At 75.8% G+C, this 20,040-nt stretch carries 16 protein-coding genes and 1 pseudogene; 5 read left to right on the top strand and 12 right to left on the bottom strand.

The features are described from left to right. Positions 1–2,191: pseudogene (locus ACRYM0_RS15745) on the bottom strand (hypothetical protein); the annotation flags it as partial. Between the two features lie 148 nt (positions 2,192–2,339). Here ACRYM0_RS15745 and ACRYM0_RS15740 point away from each other — a divergent pair. Further along, positions 2,340–3,797 (top strand): alanine/glycine:cation symporter family protein, encoded by a 1,458-nt coding sequence (locus tag ACRYM0_RS15740; RefSeq protein WP_432506668.1) that lies wholly within the window; start codon positions 2,340–2,342, stop codon positions 3,795–3,797. Between the two features lie 23 nt (positions 3,798–3,820). On the opposite strand, the gene ACRYM0_RS15735 is transcribed toward ACRYM0_RS15740, so the two are convergent. Then, positions 3,821–5,125, bottom strand: coding sequence for an FAD-dependent oxidoreductase (locus ACRYM0_RS15735; RefSeq protein WP_432506666.1), 1,305 nt, complete (start codon positions 5,123–5,125; stop codon positions 3,821–3,823). Further along, positions 5,126–5,866: a methyltransferase domain-containing protein gene (locus ACRYM0_RS15730; protein WP_432506664.1), complete on the bottom strand. Its 741-nt coding sequence runs from the start codon at positions 5,864–5,866 to the stop codon at positions 5,126–5,128. Positions 5,867–5,941: 75 nt separating this feature from the next. Between ACRYM0_RS15730 and ACRYM0_RS15725 the strand changes: the two genes are divergently transcribed. After that, a complete protein-coding gene (locus ACRYM0_RS15725) occupies positions 5,942–6,118 on the top strand; it encodes a hypothetical protein (RefSeq protein ID WP_432506663.1) in 177 nt (58 codons plus the stop codon). 34 nt (positions 6,119–6,152) lie between these two features. Here ACRYM0_RS15725 and ACRYM0_RS15720 read toward each other — a convergent pair whose 3' ends face one another. Beyond that, a complete protein-coding gene (locus tag ACRYM0_RS15720; protein ID WP_432506661.1) occupies positions 6,153–6,710 on the bottom strand; it encodes an NAD(P)H-dependent oxidoreductase in 558 nt (185 codons plus the stop codon). A 179-nt stretch (positions 6,711–6,889) separates the two neighbouring features. On the opposite strand from ACRYM0_RS15720, the gene ACRYM0_RS15715 reads away from it, so the two are divergent. After that, positions 6,890–7,489, top strand: a complete 600-nt coding sequence (locus ACRYM0_RS15715) for a TetR/AcrR family transcriptional regulator (RefSeq protein ID WP_432506659.1) — start codon at positions 6,890–6,892, stop codon at positions 7,487–7,489. Between the two features lie 9 nt (positions 7,490–7,498). Here ACRYM0_RS15715 and ACRYM0_RS15710 read toward each other — a convergent pair whose 3' ends face one another. The 7 genes from ACRYM0_RS15710 to ACRYM0_RS15680 form a co-directional block, all read right to left on the bottom strand. Beyond that, complete coding sequence (locus ACRYM0_RS15710; protein ID WP_432506657.1) at positions 7,499–8,047, bottom strand: GNAT family N-acetyltransferase; 549 nt, start codon at positions 8,045–8,047, stop codon at positions 7,499–7,501. Beyond that, on the bottom strand, positions 8,044–8,433 hold the full coding sequence (locus ACRYM0_RS15705) for an ATP-binding protein (protein WP_432506656.1): 390 nt from the start codon (positions 8,431–8,433) through the stop codon (positions 8,044–8,046). The genes ACRYM0_RS15710 and ACRYM0_RS15705 overlap by 4 nt, the downstream gene beginning before the upstream one ends. Positions 8,434–8,486: 53 nt before the next feature. Next, entirely contained in the window at positions 8,487–9,398 is a 912-nt protein-coding gene (locus ACRYM0_RS15700; protein ID WP_432506654.1) for an HDOD domain-containing protein, read from the bottom strand. Beyond that, positions 9,395–11,674: a putative bifunctional diguanylate cyclase/phosphodiesterase gene (locus ACRYM0_RS15695; protein ID WP_432506652.1), complete on the bottom strand. Its 2,280-nt coding sequence runs from the start codon at positions 11,672–11,674 to the stop codon at positions 9,395–9,397. The genes ACRYM0_RS15700 and ACRYM0_RS15695 overlap by 4 nt, the downstream gene beginning before the upstream one ends. A gap of 179 nt (positions 11,675–11,853) precedes the next feature. Then, positions 11,854–14,709 carry an aconitate hydratase gene (locus tag ACRYM0_RS15690; RefSeq protein ID WP_432506650.1) on the bottom strand — a complete coding sequence of 952 codons (2,856 nt, stop codon included), beginning with the start codon at positions 14,707–14,709 and terminating at the stop codon, positions 11,854–11,856. Positions 14,710–14,885: 176 nt separating this feature from the next. Beyond that, positions 14,886–16,262 carry a class I SAM-dependent RNA methyltransferase gene (locus tag ACRYM0_RS15685; RefSeq protein ID WP_432506648.1) on the bottom strand — a complete coding sequence of 459 codons (1,377 nt, stop codon included), beginning with the start codon at positions 16,260–16,262 and terminating at the stop codon, positions 14,886–14,888. After that, positions 16,259–18,352 (bottom strand): APC family permease, encoded by a 2,094-nt coding sequence (locus ACRYM0_RS15680; RefSeq protein WP_432506646.1) that lies wholly within the window; start codon positions 18,350–18,352, stop codon positions 16,259–16,261. Before ACRYM0_RS15680 ends, ACRYM0_RS15685 begins: the two co-directional genes overlap by 4 nt. 161 nt (positions 18,353–18,513) lie before the next feature. On the opposite strand from ACRYM0_RS15680, the gene ACRYM0_RS15675 reads away from it, so the two are divergent. Both ACRYM0_RS15675 and ACRYM0_RS15670 read left to right on the top strand, forming a co-directional pair. Then, positions 18,514–19,179, top strand: a complete 666-nt coding sequence (locus tag ACRYM0_RS15675) for a potassium channel family protein (protein WP_432506644.1) — start codon at positions 18,514–18,516, stop codon at positions 19,177–19,179. Continuing rightward, positions 19,179–19,838, top strand: coding sequence for a potassium channel family protein (locus ACRYM0_RS15670; RefSeq protein WP_432506642.1), 660 nt, complete (start codon positions 19,179–19,181; stop codon positions 19,836–19,838). The genes ACRYM0_RS15675 and ACRYM0_RS15670 overlap by 1 nt, the downstream gene beginning before the upstream one ends. 38 nt (positions 19,839–19,876) lie before the next feature. Here ACRYM0_RS15670 and ACRYM0_RS15665 read toward each other — a convergent pair. Beyond that, on the bottom strand, positions 19,877–20,040 hold a 164-nt coding region (locus ACRYM0_RS15665), incomplete at its 5' end, for an integrase core domain-containing protein (RefSeq protein WP_432506670.1).

The following is a 20,040-nucleotide window of genomic DNA, read 5'->3' as shown; positions in this document are numbered from 1 at the left end:
CCTCTTCTCGAGCGGCGCGCTCGGCCTCTTCTCGAGCGGCGCGCTCGGCCTCTTCTCGAGCGGCGCGCTCGGCCTCTTCTCGAGCGGCGCGCTCGGCCTCTTCTCGAGCGGCGCGCTCGGCCTCTTCCACGCCCCGCAACGCCTCGACGACGCGCTGCACCTCGCCGCGCGGGTCGCGGAACCACGCACCGCTCCACACCCGGTGCGGCGCCAGCCCGGCGTCCTGCAACTGCTCGCCCCGGGCGACCTCGCGGTCGCGCACCGTCGGCAGGGCGTGGTGCGCGGCCCCGTCCAGGTCCACGGCCAGCACCGGCTCACCCGGCTGCGCGGGCGACTCGACCAGCAGGTCCACCGGGTACCCGGCGACCTCGCGCCCGGTGGTCACGGTCAGCCCGGCGGCGCGCAGGGACGCGGCGACGGCCTCGCGCAGCGCGGTGCCGGACGCGTCCTCGGGTGCAGCCGGCCACCCGGCCCCCTGGACGGGCAGCAGCGCGGCCAGGGCGCTCCAGACCGACCCGTCCCCCGTGCCGGCGCCGGCGGCCGTCCCGACGGCGACCACCTGCCGCGCCCGCCGAGCCAGCGCCAGCACGTCCTCGGCCGGGCGCCGGTGAGCACCGTCGACGAGGAGGACGTCGAACTCCTCCCCCGCCGCGTCACCGGCGGGCAGGTGACCGGCGGTGACGCGGCAGCGGGGCGCGCTGCGGTCGGCGAGCGCGTCGCGCAGGCGTCGCGCACCGGCCAGGGAGCGGCGCAGGTCCAGTTCGCGGAACTCGGCGGCGAGCTCGCCGGGACGGTCGGCGGCCGCGTCGAGGTCGGCGAGCGCCGCGTCGGCCCGGGCCCGCAACCAGGTGGCCCGCACCAGCAGGGCGACGTCCTGCGCCGACGCGCCCGCGGGGACCGCGTCGGCCAGCTCCTGCAGGCCCTGGGCGGACAGCTGCCGGCGCCGGTCGGCGTCCTGCGCGGCCGAGCGCTCGCGGTCGGCGCGGGTGGCCAGGTCGCCCAGCTGCGCGAGCTCCAGCTCGGCGGGCTCGGGCAGCGGGGGCAGCGCCGCGGAGGCGGCGGCCAGCAGGCGGCGCACCTCGGCGAGCTGCTGGGCGAGCCGGGCCCGCTCGGGCCAGGTGCGCGGTGGGCCGGCGGCGTGCTCGGCCCACGCCCCGCGCAGGTCCGCCAGCTCCTCGACGTCGCGCAGGCCGAAGCGCCCGTCGTGGCGCAGGGCGGCCAGGCGCTTGACCTCGCGGCGGCGGGTGCGTTCCTCCGCGCTGAGGAACGAGCGCTGCTGCTGCGTGAGGACGGCGCGCACCTGGTCCAGGTCGGCGGTCAGGGCCAGCGGGAGGTAGGTGCGCTGGGCGGCCTCGACGCGCTCCAGGAGTGCCAGGGCCGCCTCGGCGTCGCCGAGGGTGCGCAGGGGGCGCCAGGACAGCTCGGCGGCCAGCCGGCCGGTGGCGGCGGTGAGGGCCTCGAGCGCGGCGGGCAGGGGTTCCAGGGCGCTGAGCAGTTCCCCGGATGCCGCGGCGGAGCCGGTGGGCGGTGCGCTCCCGGCGTGCTCGGGGCGGCCGGTGGGCGCGGTGGCGGCGAGCAGGGCGGCGACCTCGGTGCGGCGCGGCTCGTCCCAGGTGGCCGCCCCGGGCAGGAGCGGGGGGTGCAGGTGGCCGGTGCGCAGCCCGCTCAGCTCGGCGAGCGCCTCGAAGGGCGTGGGGCCGCCGTCCGCGGGGCGGGTGTGCAGCGCGGTGCTGCGGCGGTGCAGGCGGGCGGCCAGCTCCTGCCGGCGCGGCTCGTCCTGACCGGGGTCCGGCACCTGCGCCGGCGGGGCGGTGTCCTCGTCGGCGAGGAGACCGGCCAGACCGAGCCCGGCGAGCTCGGCGCGGACCGCGACCGTGCCGGCGGGGTCGGCGAGGTGCAGGACCCGCCGCCCGTCGGCCGCGAGCGCGACGAGCAGCTCGGCGACGAGGGCGCCGGCGCCGGTGGGGGCGTCGACCAGGACCGGGGCGCCGCTGAGGGCTGCGGCGACGGCGCGGCGGTGCGCGGACGTCGCCGCCGGCACCAGCGGTTCGCCGGGACCGCCGGACGGGGTGGCTGGCGGGGTGGCGGGCGGGGTGCTCGCCCGTTCGCGCACCGCCCGCGCGGCGTCGCCGTCCCCGGCCAGGGCGGCCAGCAGGTCGGTGTGCAGCTCAGGGCGTCGCTCGGTGCTCACGGGGGCAACGTACCGACCGCGGGAGCGCGGGGCGCGGCTCGAGCCGCCGGGATCGCACGGGCCGACGGGGGCGGACATACTGATCCACCCGGTCCGGGCCGGGAGGGCGCGACGCCCGCACAGCACCCCCCGATCCGCGGAGGCACGGATGGACTGGATCCAGGAGAGCTTGATCGACCCGGTCTCGAACGTGCTGTGGACGTACGTGCTGGTGTACGTGCTGCTCGGGGTGGGCCTCTACTTCGGGGTCCGGACCCGCCTCGCCCAGGTCCGGCTGTTCGGTCGCATGCTGCGCCAGGTCACTTCCTCGCGCAGCGGTGCGGAGGGGGGCATCTCCTCCTTCCAGGCGTTCGCCATCGGCCTGGCCTCGCGGGTCGGCACTGGCAACATCGCCGGCGTGGCGATCGCGCTGACCCTCGGCGGCCCCGGGGCCGTCTTCTGGATGTGGGTGGTGGCCCTGATCGGCATGACCACCGCCCTGGTCGAGGCCACCCTCGCGCAGGTCTTCAAGGTCCCCGCGGCGGACGGGAGCTTCCGCGGTGGTCCCGCCTTCTACATCGAACGGGGCCTGAGGTCGCGCGCCGGTGGCGTGCTCTTCGCCGTCCTGCTGATCTTCACGTTCGGGTTCTCGTTCAACATGGTGCAGGCCAACACGATCAGCGCCGTGCTCTCCGAGGGCCACGGCGTCCCCACCGGCTGGACCGCGCTGGTGCTGGTGGTCCTGACCGCGCTGGTGGTCTTCGGCGGGGTGCGCCGCATCGCCCGCGTCACCGAGGTCGTGGTCCCCTTCATGGCCCTGGCGTACGTCCTGCTCGCCCTGGTGATCGTGCTCCTGAACATCACCGCGCTGGGGAGCGTGCTGAGCCAGATCGTCTCCGCCGCCTTCGGCGTCGGCGAGGCCGCGGCCGGCATCACCGGCGGGCTCGCCGCCGCGCTGCTCAACGGCGCCAAGCGCGGCCTGTTCTCCAACGAGGCCGGGATGGGCAGCGCACCGAACGCCGCGGCGACGGCCACCACGAGCCACCCCGTCAAGCAGGGCCTGGTGCAGTCCCTCGGGGTCTTCGTCGACACCATCGTGATCTGCTCCGCGACGGCGTTCATCATCCTCTCGGCCGGCCCGCGGGTGTACGAGCCGGGCGCCGAGGTCGAGGGCGCCTCCCTCACCCAGACCGCCGTCGCGGACCAGCTCGGCAGCGCCCTGACGCCGGTGATGACGCTGCTGGTCTTCGTCTTCGCCTTCTCCTCGGTGCTGGGCAACTACGCGTACGCCGAGGTGAACATGTCCTTCCTGCGGGCCCGGCCGGCGAGCCTGTTCGTCTTCCGGGCACTCGTGGTGGCGGTCGTCGGCGTCGGAGCGGTGCTGGAACTGGCGGCCGTCTGGGCGCTCGCCGACGTCGCCATGGGCCTGATGGCGCTGGTGAACCTCGTGGCGATCGTGCTGCTGGGCAAGTGGGCCCTGGGGACGCTGCGGGACTACGAGCGCCAGGTGCGCGCCGGGCGGGACCCGGTGTTCCGCGCCGTCGGCAACCCGGACCTGCCCGGCGACCTGCCGGAGAGCGTGTGGACCGGCGAGCACGCCCACCGCGAGGTGCCCGCGGAGCGCTGAGGCGGGCGCCGGCCCCGTGCGGGTCAGGGTTCCGGCGCCGCACCGGCCAGGGGAGCACCGCCGATCGCGCCGCCCCCGGCCCACCGCATGGTGAACGCGCGAGCCGCGCGGTGCCGCAGGGGGGTTCCGAGCAGCACCCGGACGAGCACCCGGACGAGCACCGCACGGCCGGCACCGCCCGCCCCGGTGAGCGGTCTGCCGAGCACCGTGTTCAGCCCGGCGCGGCGGGCCGCCGACCGCGCCGCGCGGGTCCGGGTGCGCTCGAACCGCCGGAACCCGGGAAGCGCCCGCAGGTCCGCGGCACCGGGGGCGCCGCCGTGCAGGGACCTCACCAGCAGGGGCGCCAGGGCCTGCGCGTCGAGCCAGCCCAGGGTCATCCCCTGGCCACCGATCGGGCTGATCTCGTGCGCGGCGTCACCGATGAGGACGCAGCGCCCCGCGACCAGCCGCCGGGCCAGCCGCCGGCGCACGGTGAACGCGCTGACCATGCTGCTGGAGGCCGGGTCGAGGACCTCACCGGTGCGCTCGGCCACGAGGGCGGCGAGCACGTCGGCGCGGGGTTCGGCCGGCACCCGCCCGGTGTGCACGACCCAGCGGCGCACTCCCCCGGGCAGCGGGAACGACTCCACCACGCCGGCGGGTTCCAGGTGGATGGCGGCGTCGCTCCCGTCGGCGGTCGTGTCGGTGACGTCGCCCATCAGGTAGGTGTCGGGGTAGGGGCGCGCGTCCACGTCGACCCCGGCAAGCGCCCGCACCCGGCTGCGCGCGCCGTCGGCGCCCACGACCACGCGCGCCCGCCAGGTGCGCACGGCCGGTGGCGCGGGCGCGGGAGCCGGTGCGGCACCGGGGGTGGCGACCCGTCCCGGGAGGTGGTCCACGGCGCTGACGTGGACGGTCCCACCCCGCTCGTGGACGTCGACGACCTCCTGCCCGCGGTGCAGGGCGCCGGGTGCCAGGTCGGCCAGCCGGGCGGCCAGCAGGGCCTCGGTGCGGTGCTGCGGCAGCGTGAGCACGAACGGGGTGCGCGGCCAGGCGCGCTCGAAGCCGAGCTCGCCCAGGTGCCGCCCGCCGCTGCGCGCGACGCCGCGCCCGACCCGCACGCCCTCCGCGAGGGCCGCCTCGGCCAGCCCGAGGTCCTCCAGCACGGCCAGGGCCGGCGGGTGCAGGCCGATCGCGCGTGAGTGGGTGCTCGGCGCGCTGCGGCGTTCCAGGACGGCCACGTCCACGCCGCTGCGCGCCAGCAGCGCCCCCAGGACCAGCCCGACGGGCCCGCCGCCGACCACGAGGACGTCGCACCGCCGCACGTCCGCGGCACCCGGGGGTTCCACTCAGGTCCCGGCCACGTCGTGAGCCGGACCGGGCCCGGGGCCGTGCGGGGGTTCGTGCACGAGCAGGTTCCGGCCCGGCCAGGGACGTTCCACGCGCCAGCCGGGCGGGACCGCCGCGCGCAGCTCGGCGGCGGTGCGGCTGCGCCGGATGGACGTCAGCCCGTCCGCGCGGATGAACGAGCCCGGGGCGAGCGGCACGGCCGCGGCGGCGAACAGCGCGTACGCCCACCGGCTGCGGGCGATGTCGCTGTGCAGGACCCGCAGGCGGGCCAGTCGCCGCGAGTCCGCCAGCAGGGCGGCGAACTCCGCGTCGCCCAGGTGGTGCAGCAGGTGGTTGGAGAGCACCACGTCGAAGCGGCGCCCCTCGGCGACGAGGTCCGCGCTGAGCGCCCGGCGGAAGCTGACCCCGGGCACGGCGGGCCGGCCGGTCGCCCAGGCGTGCGCACGCGCGTCGGGGTCGATGCCCAGCACGCGCAGGCGGTACCCGTCGCGCCGGGCCCACCGCGCCAGGGCCCGCGCGACGTCCCCGCCCCCGCACCCCACGTCCAGCACGTCGACCGGCCGGTCCCGGCGCAGCAGGGGCCGCAGGTGCCGCAGGTACGTCACCTGCCAGCCGGCGACGAGCGCGTTGACGATCCCGAACCGCGCGTAGGTGCGCGCCAGGGCGGCCGGGTCGCAGTCGGGGGCGTCCATCCGCTCGGTGGCCAGGACGTCGCGCCGGGCGAGCGCGGGGAGCTTCACCGCGCACCCCGGCCGGCGCGAGCGCGCCGCTGCGTCCACGCCGCGCGCGGGAGCGGCACCGCGAGCGTCGACAGGGTGGGGTCCATCGGGACCCAGGGTGCCCCCTGCGCGGCGTCGCGGCCCGTCGAGGCGGTGCGCCCCCGCGGCCGGCGGGCGGAGCGCCCGCGGGCCGAGCGCCTGGTGCGGCCCTCACGGAGCGACCCGCCCGTGCTGCTGCGCGCGCTGGGTGCCGACGTCGAGGTCCTGCGGTGACCCGGCGGCCCCGCGCAGCAGCGCGGCGGGGGTCTCAGGCCGCCGCGGGCTCGGTGGCGCCGACGAGGGCCTGCAGCACGGTGGTCAGCTTCTCGGTGACCTCGGTGTCGTCCTTGGGGTGCAGCTCGGCGAAGCGGACCACCGAGGCGGGGATCGCCATGGTCGCCTCGGCCAGCACCTTCGCACCGGCGATGCCGAACACCTTGCGCGCGTCGTCCTGCGCCCACACGCCGCCGTACTGGCCGAACGCGCTGCCGACGACGGCCAGCGGCTTGCCGGACAGGGGGCTGGCGCCGTAGGGGCGCGAGGCCCAGTCCACCGCGTTCTTCAGCACGGCCGGGATGGTGCCGTTGTGCTCGGGGGTGACGACGAGGACGGCGTCGGCGGCGGCGACGGCCTCGCGCAGCGCGGCGGCGGCCGGCGGCACCGAGCCCTCCACGTCGACGTCCTCGTTGTAGAAGGGCAGGTCGCCCAGGCCCTCGTACACGCTCAGCCGGGCGCCCTCGGGGGCCAGCTGGACGGCGGTCTCGGCGATCTTGCGGTTGACGGAGGCGGCGCGCAGGCTGCCGACCAGGACCAGGACGTCGGTCACGGGGAACTCCTCGGGGTGGGGTGGGTCGCGGGTGGGTCGCGGGGGCTCGCGACACGTCGTCGTCAATGCGGACCGTGGTCCGCTTGTTCCCGGACTGTAGTCCGCTCCGGGCGAGCGCCGCCACCCCCCACCTGCGTGACCCCGCTCGCGGAACCGGCCCGCGGGCCTACCCTCGCGGTGTGACGCGCCCCCTGCCGGTGCTCGGCCCCACCGCCGCCCCGGTGCGGGCGGACGCCTCCCGCAACCGCGAGGCCCTGCTCTGCGCGGCGCGCGAGCTCGTCGAGGAGGTGGGCGTGGTGGGTTTCAGCATGGACTGCCTGGCCGCCCGCGCCGGCGTGGGCAAGGGCACGGTCTTCCGCCGCTTCGGCTCGCGCGCGGGGCTGTTCACCGCCCTGCTCGACGAGTTCGAGCGGTCCTTCCAGCAGGAGGTCCTGTCCGGGCCGCCACCGCTGGGGCCCGGCGCCGACCCGCTCGAACGCCTCGAGGCCTTCGGCCGGCACCGCCTGCGCTTCCTGGCCGAGCGCGGGGACCTGCTGCGGGCCGCGGAGGCGGACCTGCGCGGCGGATCGAGCCCGGCGTCCGGCTTCGCCCGAACCCACCTGCGGGTCCTGCTGCGCGCCGCCGGGACACCCGGCGACCTGGACGTCCTGGCGTTCTACCTGCTGGCCTGCCTGGAGGCACCGCTGTCGGCGCACCTGGCCGGCGTGCGGGGGCCGGGCACCGGGCGCCTCGGCGACGGGTGGGCGGAGCTGGTCCGACGCACGGCCGGGACCCCGTGAAGCGGTGCGTCAGGCGGTGCGCTGGTAGAGCACGTGGTCCTGCCAGCGCCCGGCGATGCGCAGGTACGAGCGGGCGACCCCGATGCGCTCGAACCCGTTGCGCTGCAGGACGGCCTGCGAGGCGGAGTTCGACAGCAGGGTCCCGGCCTGCAGGCGGTGCAGGCCCAGCTCCCCGAAGGCCGCCTCCACGGTGCGGGCGACCGCCTGCGTCGCCACGCCGCGGCCGTTGACCGCCTGCGCCACGAAGTACCCCAGGTTCCCGGACTGGAACGGGCCGCGGACCACCTCGGTGATGGTGCTCCTGCCCACCAGCTCGCCGTCGTGGACGATGGCGAACGGCACCACGCGGCCCGCGGCGTGCTCGGCGAGCAGGTGCTCGATGAGGGCGGCCTGCCCCGCCTCGGTCTCGTAGCCGTCCTCGCGCTCGGGTTCGAAGGGCGCCAGGAACTCCCGGTCGCCCACCAGCAGCCGCGCCAGGGGGGCGGCGTCGGCGGGGGTGAGCAGCCGCAGCGCGGTGCGGGCCCGGGTGCGCCGAGCTCCGGACCCGGCGGGGGTCACGACAGCACGAACCAGACGGTCTTGCCGGAGTCGACGCGGTCCACTCCCCAGCGGTCGGAGAGGATGTCGACCAGGGCCACCCCGCGCCCGCCCTCCGCCTCGGGGGCGGCGTCGCGGCGCACCGGCGGGCGGGGGTCGCCGTCGGAGACGGAGACCTGCAGGCCGGCGGTGCCGTCGCAGTGCACCCGCACCCGCACGGGCGGTCCCCCGTGGCGCACCGCGTTGGTCACCAGCTCCGAGACCAGCAGCTGCGCCTCGTCGAGCACTCGGGCGTGGTGGACCGCGCAGTAGGCCTCGCTCAGGAACGTGCGGGCCCGCCGCGCCGAGTGCTCGTGATCAGGCAGGGTGATCTCAGCATCGGGGGTCGCCTCGCACACGGGGGCCATCCTGCCCGCCGCCGCCGGTGCGTGCGCGGCGGGGCCCACCGGCCCCGGCGGGTTCAGGCCGCCAGCAGGTGCAGCATCTCCGCGGCGACCTGCTGCACGCGCCCGCGCAGGGCGTCCAGCTCGGCGTCGTCCACGCGCCCGCCGCTGAGGTGGCCGGCGGGCCGGGGGGTGCGGGCGGGGTCCTGCAGCCGCTCGGACAGCTCCACGCCCAGGCGCACGCAGACCGCCAGCGGCGACGCCCACCCGGGCGCGTCCACCTGGGCCAGGGCCGTGGGCAGGTCGTCGGGGAACGACCACGCGGCCAGCGCCTCGGCCGAGACGCGGGTGTGGCTGGAGCCGTACAGGCGCACCTCGGCGGCCAGCAGGCCCTCGCGGTCCTCGGCCGCGGCCAGCAGGGCGGGGTAGCGCTCCGGGTCGCAGCGCACCAGCAGCGCCTGGCCCAGCCGGGCCAGCAGGCCCAGGCTGAACGCGTCGGGCGCCTTCACCCCGAGCCGGCCGGCGACCTCACCGGCGGCGACGGCCGTCAGGACGCTGCGCTCCCAGAAGCCCGCCAGGGCCTCGGGCACCTCCTCCAGGCCGGCCACCGCGGTCACCGCCAGGCTGCGCACGGTGGAGAAGCCGACGACGGTGACGGCGAACGCCGGGGCGGACACGCGGCCGCTGAGCCCGAAGTACGCCGAGTTCGCCAGGCGCAGCACCCGGGCGGTCAGCGCCGGGTCGAAGCTGAGGGTCTGCCCCAGCGAGCGCGCGTCGGAGCGGTGGTCGTCGGCCTGGGCGATGACGCGCGCGGCGACCGGTCGGTGCGACGGAAGGTCGTCCAGGGCCGCGCTGATGCGGCCCAGCACGTCCACGGCCCCCGCGGGCACGGCCGACGTGCCCGCCGACGCACCCGCCGACGTGCCCGGCGCGGTGGGCGCGGGCGGGGGCGCGGCCGGGGCGCCGGGGCGCGGGCGCAGCGCGTTCACGCCGGCACCTGCCGCGGGGCGGGCAGCCCGGCCTGCTGCGGGGCCAGGGTGCCGCCGTCGCAGAGCACGCGCCACAGGTCCTCCCTGCTCATGGGCCGCGCGTACAGGTAGCCCTGCACCGCCTCGCAACCCAGTTCCACCAGCACGGCGTTCTGCTCGTGCGTCTCCACGCCCTCGGCGACCACGTCGAGGCCCAGGGTCCGGGCCAGGGACACCACGGCCGCGGCCACGGCGCGCGCCGGGCCGCCGCGCGCGCCCCCGGAGGCAGCGCGCCCGCCGCGCAGGTCTCGCACGAACGAGCGGTCCACCTTCAGGTGGTCGGCGGGCAGGTCCACCAGGTAGGCCAGCGAGGAGTAGCCGGTGCCGAAGTCGTCGATGGCGACCCGGGCCCCGTCGCGGCGCAGCTCCTCCAGGACCGCTCGGCAGGCGCGCAGGTCGCTGGCCAGGGCGGTCTCGGTGACCTCCAGGCACACGTCGTCCAGCTGCAGGCCCGCGGCGGCGACGGTGCGGCGCACGCCCTCGGCGAAGCCGTCGGCGGACAGGCTGACCGCCGAGACGTTCACCGCCACCCGGCGCGGCACGTGCGGCAGGCCCGCGGCCGCCGCCTCGGTGCGCCAGGTGGCCAGGTCGCGGCACGCCACGGCCAGCACGTGCGCGTCGAGCACCGGCACCAGGTTGGCGCGCTCGGCGACCTCGATGAACGTGGCCGGGTCGATCGGGCCCAGCTCGGGGTGGCGCCAGCGGGCCAGCGCCTCCACCGACAGCAGTTGCGCGGCGGGGCGGGTGGGCGTGCCGGGGCGCACGACCGGCTGGTAGTGCACGTCGAGGGTGCCGTGCGCCAGGGCCTCGCGCAGGTCGGCGACCAGGCGCAGGGAGCGGCGGGCGCGCTGGCGCACCTCCTCGTCCAGCAGCGCCCAGCGCCCGCCACCGGCGGCCTTGGCCTCGTGGGTGGCGATGCCGACGTCGCGCACGACCTCCTCGGCACCACCGGGCCCGCCGGTGAGCATGACGACGCCGACGCTGGCGCCGACCCGCAGGCGCAGCCCGTTGACCTCCACCGGCGGCACCAGCGCGTCCAGCACCCGGCGGGCGGTGGCCTCCACCGCCGCCTCGTCGGGCAGGTCGTGGCACACGAGGACGAACTCGTCCCCGCCGGGGCGCGAGACGAGGTCGCCGGCGCGGACCGTGCGCACCAGGCGCCGGGCGACCTCGACCAGCACCGCGTCGCCGGCCTCGGGGCCCAGCCCGTCGTTGACGGTCTTGAAGTCGTCCAGGTCCACCATGAGCACCCCCACGGGCGCCGTCAGCGGCGGCGGGACGGGTGCGGCGGGCACCGCGTCGGGGCACAGGCCGTCCGGCAGCAGCTCGCCCAGGTGCTCCAGCAGCGCCAGGCGGTTCGGCAGCCCCGTCAGCAGGTCGTGCTGGGCCTGGTAGGCCAGCCGGTTCTCCCGGGCGCGCCGGTCGGTGACGTCCTCGACGGTGCCGACGAAACCGGCGCCGTACCCGGGGGTGCGGCTGGGCGCCAACCGCACCGTGACCCAGCGGACCAGGCCGGCTGCGGTGCGCAGGCGGGTGTCGAAGGTGACGCGCTCCCCCGCGAGGACGTCGGCGACGGCCTGCGCCACGCGGGCGCGCTCCTCGTCCAGGACGTGCGCGAGCCAGCCGGTGCCGCACAGCTGTCCCGCCGGGACGCCCAGCAGCGCGGCGAAGGCGTCGTTCACGCGGGACAGGCGCGCCCCCACGTCGGAGACGAGGGTGGGCACCGGGGAGTCCTGCGCGAGGGTGGCGAAGCGCTCCTCGGCCGCGCGCAGCGCCGCGCGGGAGCGCTCGTCGTCGGGGCTGACGAGCTGCAGCACCCAGTGGTCCTCGGCGGCCAGCGCCGCGCCGACGTGCAGGCGCTCGGAGACCGCCCCGAAGCCGGTGACCCGCTCGGGCACCGGCCAGGCGGCCACCTCGGTGGCGCGCACCTCACCGGTGGAGGTGACGGCCTCGACGGGGAAGCGGGTGCAGCGCTCGCGCACCAGCGCCCCGGGGGCGTCGGCGCCGCGCAGGACCCGGCTCACGGCCAGGTCGACCAGGTCGCCCGGGGTGACGCCGAGCACGGCCGCGAGGGTGGCGTTGGCCCAGCGCACGCGGGGCCGTTCGGGCGCCTCGGGCGGACGGGGGCGGGAGACGACGAGGACGGGCTGGTCGCCCGCGGCGGCCAGGTGCAGGAGTGCGGCGGCCACCCCGGGGGCGACGTCCTCGCCCTGGCTGCGCCACACCTCGTCGAACACGCGTCGCCCCGTCCTCGCAGCGGCACCCGGTCGGTGCCGCACCACGATGCCCATCGGCACGCAGCGCCCCCGGGTTGACCCCTCGGGTGCACCCGCGCGAGTGAGGTCGCCACCGTCCGCGCACGGCGGAGGGCGGCCACCCCGCCGGGGTGACCGCCCTCCGCGTCGCGCCGCCGGCGTCAGGCGTTCGTCAGCGAGCGCAGCACGTACTGCAGGATGCCGCCGTTGCGGAAGTAGTCCGCCTCGCCGGGGGTGTCGATGCGCACCACGGCGTCGAACTCGACCGTGGAGCCGTCCTCCTTGGTGGCGGTGACCTTCACGGTGCGCGGCGTACGGCCCTCGTTGAGCTCGGTGAGGCCGGAGATGTCGAACGTCTCCGTGCCGTCCAGGCCGAGGGAGTCGGCGCTCTGGCCCGCCGGGAACTGCAGCGGCACGACGCCCATGCCGATGAGGTTCGAGCGGTGGATGCGCTCGAAGCTCTCGGTGATGACGGCCTTCACGCCGAGCAGCGCGGTGCCCTTGGCCGCCCAGTCGCGCGAAGAGCCGGAGCCGTACTCCTTGCCGCCCAGCACCACGAGCGGGGTGCCCTGCTCGGCGTAGTGCTGCGCCGCGTCGTAGATCGACGTCTGCTCGCCGCCGCGGGTGAAGTCGCGGGTGAAGCCGCCCGAGACGCCGTCCAGCAGCAGGTTCTTCAGCCGGATGTTGGCGAAGGTGCCGCGGATCATCACCTCGTGGTTGCCGCGGCGCGAGCCGTACGAGTTGAAGTCCTTGCGTTCCACGCCGTGCTCGGACAGGTACGTGCCGGCGGGGCTGTCGGGCTTGATCGAGCCGGCGGGCGAGATGTGGTCGGTGGTCACCGAGTCGCCCAGCAGCGCCAGGACCCGCGCGCCGGAGATGTCCGTCACGGGGGACGGCTCGGCCTGCATGCCCTCGAAGTACGGGGGCTTGCGCACGTAGGTCGACTCCGGGTCCCACGCGAAGGTGTCGCCCTCGGGGGTCGACAGGCCCTGCCAGCGCTCGTCGCCGGCGAAGACGTCCGCGTAGTCCTTGACGAACATGTCCTTGCTGATGGCCTCGCCGATGACCCGCTCGACCTCGGCGGCGTCGGGCCAGATGTCGCGCAGGAACACGTCGTTCCCCGCCTCGTCCTGGCCGATCGGGTCGTTCTCGACGTCCCAGTCCATGGTGCCGGCGATCGCGTACGCGATGACCAGCGGCGGGGACGCGAGGTAGTTCATCTTCACGTCCGGGTTGATCCGGCCCTCGAAGTTGCGGTTGCCGGACAGGACCGCGGTCACCGCCAGGTCGTTCTCCTGGATCGCCGCGGAGATCTCCTCCGGCAGCGGACCGGAGTTGCCGATGCAGGTGACGCAGCCGTACCCGACGAGGTGGAAGCCGAGCTTCTCCAGGTACGGGGTCAGGCCCGCCTTCTCGTAGTAGTCGGTGACGACCTTGGAACCGGGCGCGAGGGAGGTCTTCACCCAGGGCTTGCGGGTCAGGCCCTTCTCCACGGCGTTCTTCGCCAGCAGCGCCGCGGCGATCATGACCGACGGGTTGGAGGTGTTGGTGCAGCTCGTGATCGAGGCGATCGCGACGGCGCCGTGGTCGATCTCGGTCTGCGTGCCGTCGGCCATGGTCACGGGCACGCGCTTGGAGGGTCGGTCGGTGACGGGCGCGTGCGCCGGTTCCGGCGCGTCCTCGGCGTCGCCGCCGCTGGTGGCGGGCGGGTCGCTGGCGGGGAAGGACTCCGCGGACGCCTCGTCGGCGGCACCGACGACCCCGTACGGCTGCGCGTTCTGCGGCACCCCGGGCTTGCGCTCGTCCGCGCCGGTGACGTCCGCGGTGACGTAGTCGGCCAGCGCGGCGCGGAACGCCTCCTTCGCGCCGGTCAGCTCGATGCGGTCCTGCGGGCGCTTCGGGCCGGCGATGCTGGGCACGACCGTGGACAGGTCCAGCTCGAGGTACTCGGAGTACTTCGCCTCGCGGGAGGGGTCGTGCCAGAGGCCCTGCTCCTTGGTGTAGGCCTCGACGAGGGCGACCTGCTCCTCGCTGCGGCCGGTCAGGCGCAGGTAGTCCAGCGTGACGTCGTCGATCGGGAAGATCGCCGCGGTGGAGCCGAACTCGGGACTCATGTTGCCGATGGTGGCGCGGTTGGCCAGCGGGACCGCACCGACACCCTCGCCGTAGAACTCCACGAACTTGCCGACGACCCCGTGCCGACGCAGCATCTCGGTGATCGTCAGCACGACGTCGGTGGCGGTGGCGCCGGCCGGGATGGAGCCGGACAGCTTGAAACCGACCACGCGCGGGATGAGCATCGACACGGGCTGGCCGAGCATGGCGGCCTCGGCCTCGATGCCGCCGACGCCCCAGCCGAGCACACCGAGGCCGTTGACCATCGTGGTGTGCGAGTCGGTGCCGACGAGGGTGTCGGGGTAGGCCTGGAGCTCGCCGTCCACCTGGCGGGGGAAGACCACGCGCGCCAGGTGCTCGATGTTCACCTGGTGCACGATGCCGGTGCCCGGCGGGACGACCTTGAAGTCGTCGAAGGCGGTCTGGCCCCAGCGCAGGAACTGGTAGCGCTCGCGGTTGCGGCCGTACTCCAGGTCGACGTTCTGCTCGAACGCGTCGGGGCGGCCGAAGACGTCGGCGATGACGGAGTGGTCGATGACCATCTCGGCCGGCGAGAGGGGGTTGATCTTCGTGGGGTCGCCGCCGAGGGCGCCCACGGCCTCGCGCATGGTGGCCAGGTCGACGATGCAGGGCACGCCGGTGAAGTCCTGCATGAGCACGCGGGCGGGCGTGAACTGGATCTCGGTGTCCGGCTCGGCGTCGGGGTCCCAGCCGGCGAGCGCCCGGATGTGGTCGGCGGTGATGTTCGCGCCGTCCTCGGTGCGCAGCAGGTTCTCCAGCAGCACCTTGAGGCTGAAGGGGAGCTTGTCCGCCCCCTCGACCGCCGCGAGGCGGAAGATCGTGTACTCCGTGCCGGCTGCTGTTAGGGTAGCCTTGGCTTGGAAGCTGTTCTGGCTGCTCACCGTGAGCTCCTCACTCGTCGTCCGCTTCACCGTCGTCGCGGGTCGTGCGCGTCGCGCACGATGCTGCCACCGCTCCCGTCCCGCCGGGGCGGCGGCCCACCGTGTTCGCCGACCATTTATCTCGACGTCAAGATACCACTGCCCGTCCCGGCCCGCCGGTACCGCGCGCGCCGTGCTCAGGCGGCGGGCACCAGCCGGGCCACGCACTCCACGTGGTGCGTCATGGGGAAGAGGTCGAAGGCGCGCAGGCCGTCCAGGACGTACCCCCGCTCGGCGAAGACCGCCAGGTCCCGCGCCAGCGCCGCGGGGTCGCACGCCACGTACGCCACCGCCCGCGGTCCCAGCGCCGCGATGCCCTCCACCGCCTCGCGCCCGGCCCCCGAGCGCGGCGGGTCCAGCACGACGACGTCCACGCCGGGACCGGGCAGCTCCGGGTCGGCCAGCGCCTCCTCGACGCGCCCCTCCCACAGCTCCACCTGCTCGGAGCCGTGCAGGGAGCGCCGGGCGTCGCGCACGGCGCGCTCCTCGCCCTCCACCGCCAGCACCGAGCCCCCCGCGCCCACCGCGTCGGCCAGGACGGCGGTGAAGAGGCCCGCACCGGCGTACAGGTCCACCGCGCGCTCCCCCGGGCGGGGCTCCAGCGCCCGCAGGACCGCCTCCGTCAGCGCGGCGCCCGCGCCGGCGTGCACCTGCCAGAAGCCGGCACCGCTGACGCGGAACGCCAGCTCCCGCCCGCGCACCGGCACCCGCTCACCGACCCAGGTGCGCCCGCTCACGCGGTGCACGCCCTCGGGGGTGCGCACCGCCACCGAGGCCCCGGGCAGCTTCGGCAGGTGCGCGCGGGCGCCCTCGCTCGGCGTCACCACGACCAGCGGGTCGCCGCCGTCCGAGCCGGCCGCCACCTCCACGGTCTCGACGTTGCCGAAGCGCTGGCCCAGCACACCGCTGCCGGCGACGGCTCGGGTGGAGATCGGGCAGTCCTCCAGCGGCACCACGTCGTGCGAGCGGTGCCCGCGCAGCCCGGTGCGGCCCTCGGCGTCGACGGCGAACTGCGTGCGGGTGCGCCAGCGCAGGCCCGGGTGCTCCGGCTGCGCGGCACCGGCGGGCAGCGGGACCTCCTCGACCTCGACGGCCAGGTCCAGGCCGGCCAGCCGGTGCAGCTGCTCGGCCACCACCTGCGCCTTCAGCGCCCGCTGCCGCGGCAGCGCCACGTGCTGGAAGTCGCAGCCCCCGCACAGCCCCGGCTTCGCCACCGGGCACGGCTGCTCCACGCGGTCGGCGTCGGCCTCGAGCACCCGCACCGCGTCCGCGCGCCAGAACCTCGAGCCGTCCGAGCCCTCCGTGACGCGGGCCAGCACCCGCTCACCGGGCAGCGCGTGGCGCACGAAAACGACCCGGCCCTCGTGCCGGGCCACGCAGTGCCCGCCGTGCGCGACGGGGCCCACCTCGACCTCGAACTCGGCGCCGGCGCGGTCCACGCCCCGGTCGGGCGCCTCGCGGGTGCGGCGGCGCCGGCTCGCACCGGGAGCGGCCGGGCGTGCGGAGCGGCTCACCGGGCCCCCTCGCGCTCGTCGCCGACGGGGCCGGACGGGCCCCGCGGGTCGGCGACGGGCACGTCGGCACCGGCCGGGGCCGGACCGAACGTCCCGCGGCGCACCAGCCCCGGCGCCGCCCGCTCCACGCGGTCCTCCATGCCCTCCGAACTGCTCAGCTGCCACGGCACGCTCGCCACCATCACTCCCGGGGTGTACCTCAGCCGCGCCCGCAGGCGCAGCGCCGACTGGTTGTGCAGCAGCGTCTCCCACCAGTGCCCCACGACGTACTCGGGCACGTACACCGTGACCAGGTCGCGGGGGTGGCGCGCGCGCAGCGCCTTGACGTGCTCGATGACGGGCCGGGTGACCTCCCGGTACGGGGAGTCCAGCACCGTCAGCGGGATCGGCAGCCCCAGCTCCTCCCAGCGCGCCCGCAGCGCCGCGGTCTCCTCCGGGTCCACCGCGACCGTGACCGCCTGCAGGTCGGTGGGCCGCGCGGCCCGCGCGAACGCCAGCGCCCGCAGCGTCGGCTTGTGCAGCTTGGAGACCAGCACCACGCTGCGCACGCCCGTGGGCAGCGCCTTGGCCCCGGCGCCCTCGGTGATCTCCAGCTCCCGGGACACGGAGGTGTAGTGGCGCCGGATCAGCCTCATGTTGGCGAAGAGCACCACCATGGCGAGGATCGCGATCCAGGCGCCCTGCGTGAACTTCGTCAGCAGGACGATGACCAGCACCAGCCCCGTCAGGGCCAGGCCGATCGCGTTGATGACCCGCGAGCGCTTCATCCGCGCCCGGGCGGCGGGGTCGGTCTCGGTGCGCAGGTGCCGCGTCCAGTGCCGGACCATGCCGGTCTGGCTCATGGTGAAGGAGACGAAGACGCCCACGACGTACAGCTGGATGAGCCGGGTGACCTGCGCGTCGAAGGCGATGATCAGGACGACCGCCGCACCGGCCAGGGCGATGATGCCGTTGGAGAAGGCCAGGCGGTCGCCGCGGGTGTGCAGCTGCTTGGGCAGGTACCCGTCGCGCGCCAGGATCGAGGCCAGCACCGGGAACCCGTTGAAGGCCGTGTTCGCGGCCAGCACCAGGATGACGCCGGTGGCGGCGGTCACCAGGTAGAAGGCGATCGTGAAGTGGTCGAAGATCGTGGCGGCGAGCTGGCCGATGATCGGGTCCTGGACGTAGTCCTCGCCCACCGGCACCCCGTCGCGCAGCAGCTGGGTGGCGGGGTCCTCCGCGAAGCGCACGTGCGTCATGTTCGTCAGCGCGATGATGCTCACGAGCATGCTGACGCTGATGGTGCCCAGCAGCAGCAGCGTCGTCGCCGCGTTGCGGCTCTTCGGCTTGCGGAAGGCCGGCACGCCGTTGCTGATGGCCTCCACGCCCGTCAGCGCCGCGGCGCCGGAGGAGAACGCCCGCAGGATCAGGAACGCCCCCGCCAGGCTCGTCAGCCCGCCGGAGATGTCGTGCTCGGCCGTCAGTTCCAGGTCGGCGCTGGGCGCCTGCGGCAGGTCCCCGAACGCGGCGCGCCCGAAGCCCCACAGGGCCATGCCGATGATCGAGAACATGAAGATGTACGTCGGCACGGCGAACGCCGTGCCGCTCTCGCGGATGCCGCGCAGGTTCACCGTCATCAGCAGCAGCACCAGCGCGCTGGCCAGCAGGGCCTCGTGCCCGCGCAGGACGGGGATGGCGGTGGCCGCGTACTGCGCACCGGAGGAGATCGACACCGCCACCGTCAGCACGTAGTCCACCAGCAGCGCGCTGCCCACCGTCAGGCCCGCGCTCGGGCCCAGGTTGACCGTGGCGACCTCGTAGTCACCGCCCCCGGACGGGTAGGCGTGCACGTTCTGCCGGTAGGAGGCGACCACGACGAGCATCACCAGGACCACCGCCGCCCCCACCCAGGGCGAGATCGCGTAGGCGGCGATCCCCGCGATCGACAGGGTCAGGAAGATCTCGTCCGGGGCGTAGGCCACCGAGCTGAGGGCGTCGGAGGCGAAGACCGGCAGCGCGACGCGCTTGCGCAGCAGAGTCTCGGACAGGCGCTCGCTGCGGAACGGCCGGCCGACGAGCACGCGCTTGACCGCGTCCGTCACAGAAGGCACGTCCGCCGATGGTATGCCCGCTGCGACCCCCTGCGGGCACGGCGGCGGGCACGGCGGTGGGCACGGGAGCGGGCGCCGCCCCGAGGCGGTAGCGTCGCGGCCCGGGGAGGACCGCCGGAGACGCCGGCGCTCCCGCCCGCACAGGACGCACCGGAGGGGTCGTGCACTTCGTGATCATGGGGTGTGGCCGCGTCGGCTCCACCCTGGCCCTCACCGTGGAGCACCGCGGTCACAGCGTGGCCGTGGTCGACCAGGACGCCGACGCCTTCCGCCGGCTGGGCGCCTCGTTCAGCGGGCGGCGCATCACCGGCGTGGGCTTCGACCACGACACCCTCGTGGAAGCCGGCATCCACCAGGCCGACGCCTTCGCCGCCGTCTCCTCCGGCGACAACTCCAACATCCTCGCCGCCCGCGTGGCGCGGGAGAAGTTCGACGTGCAGACCGTCGTGGCGCGCATCTACGACCCCGGCCGGGCCGAGGTGTACCAGCGCCTGGGCATCCCCACCATCGCCACGGTGCGCTGGACCGCCGACCAGGTCCTGCGCCGGCTGGTGCCCGAGGGCGCCCTGAGCGAGTTCCGCGACGCCAGCGGGCACGTGGTCATGGTCGAGGCCCCCGTGCACGAGGCGTGGATCGGCCGGCCCCTGCACACCCTCGAGGCCGCCGCCGGCGTGCGCGTGGCGTACGTGACCCGCCTCGGCCAGGGCGTCGTGCCCGTGCGCGGGATGGTCCACCAGGAGGGCGACCTGGTGCACGTGGTCGTCGCCGAGGAGCGCACCGCCGCGGCCGCCGCCGTGCTCGCCGCGGCACCGGAGGAGGGGGCCTGATGCGCGTCGTCATCGCCGGTGCAGGCATCGTCGGGCGCTCCATCGCCCGCGAGCTGCTGGCCAACTCGCACCGCGTGCTGCTGGTGGACCGCTCCCCCGCCGCCATGAAGATCTCCAGCGTCCCCGACGCGCAGTGGCTGCTGGCCGACGCCTGCGAGATCTCCAGCCTGAACGAGGCGGAGCTGACCGACTGCGACGTCGTGGTCGCCGCCACCGGCGACGACAAGGCCAACCTCGTGGTCTCGCTGCTGGCCAAGACCGAGTACGGCGTGCCGCGCACCGTGGCCCGGGTGAACAACCCCAAGAACGAGTGGCTGTTCGACGAGGCGTGGGGCGTGGACGTCGCCGTGTCCACGCCGCGCCTGATGACGGCGCTGGTCGAGGAGGCCGTCAGCGTCGGTGAGCTGGTGCGCCTGTTCACCTTCCAGCAGAGCAGCACCTCGATGGCCGAGTACACCCTGGACCCCGCCAGCCCCGTGGTGGGGCGCACCGTGGGCGGGCTGCCGCTGCCGGCGGACGCCGTCCTCGTCGCCATCGTGCGCGCCGACCGGCCGATCGCACCGACGCCCGACGACGTGCTGGAGGCCGGGGACCACCTGATGTTCCTCAGCGTCCCGGACGCCGAGGCGGAACTGCGCTCGCTGCTGGGCGCGCCGTAGCGGCCGCGGCGGTCCCGTGCGCTAGGTGTACTCGGCCATCACGTTGGTGACAGGCGGCTGGTCGGGGGCTGCCCAGCCAGGGCGGAGTGGGCTCGGGTGGTGTTGTAGTGGATCAGCCAGGGACTCAGGGCCGTGGTGCGCTGGATGTTGCTGGTGAAAGGCTGCCGGTAGGCCCACTCCTGCGCCAGGGTGCGGTTGAAGC

Source organism: Kineococcus arenarius subsp. arenarius, assembly GCF_050871845.1.
Lineage (GTDB): Bacteria > Actinomycetota > Actinomycetes > Actinomycetales > Kineococcaceae > Kineococcus.
This window is presented reverse-complemented; position numbering and strand designations above follow the sequence as displayed.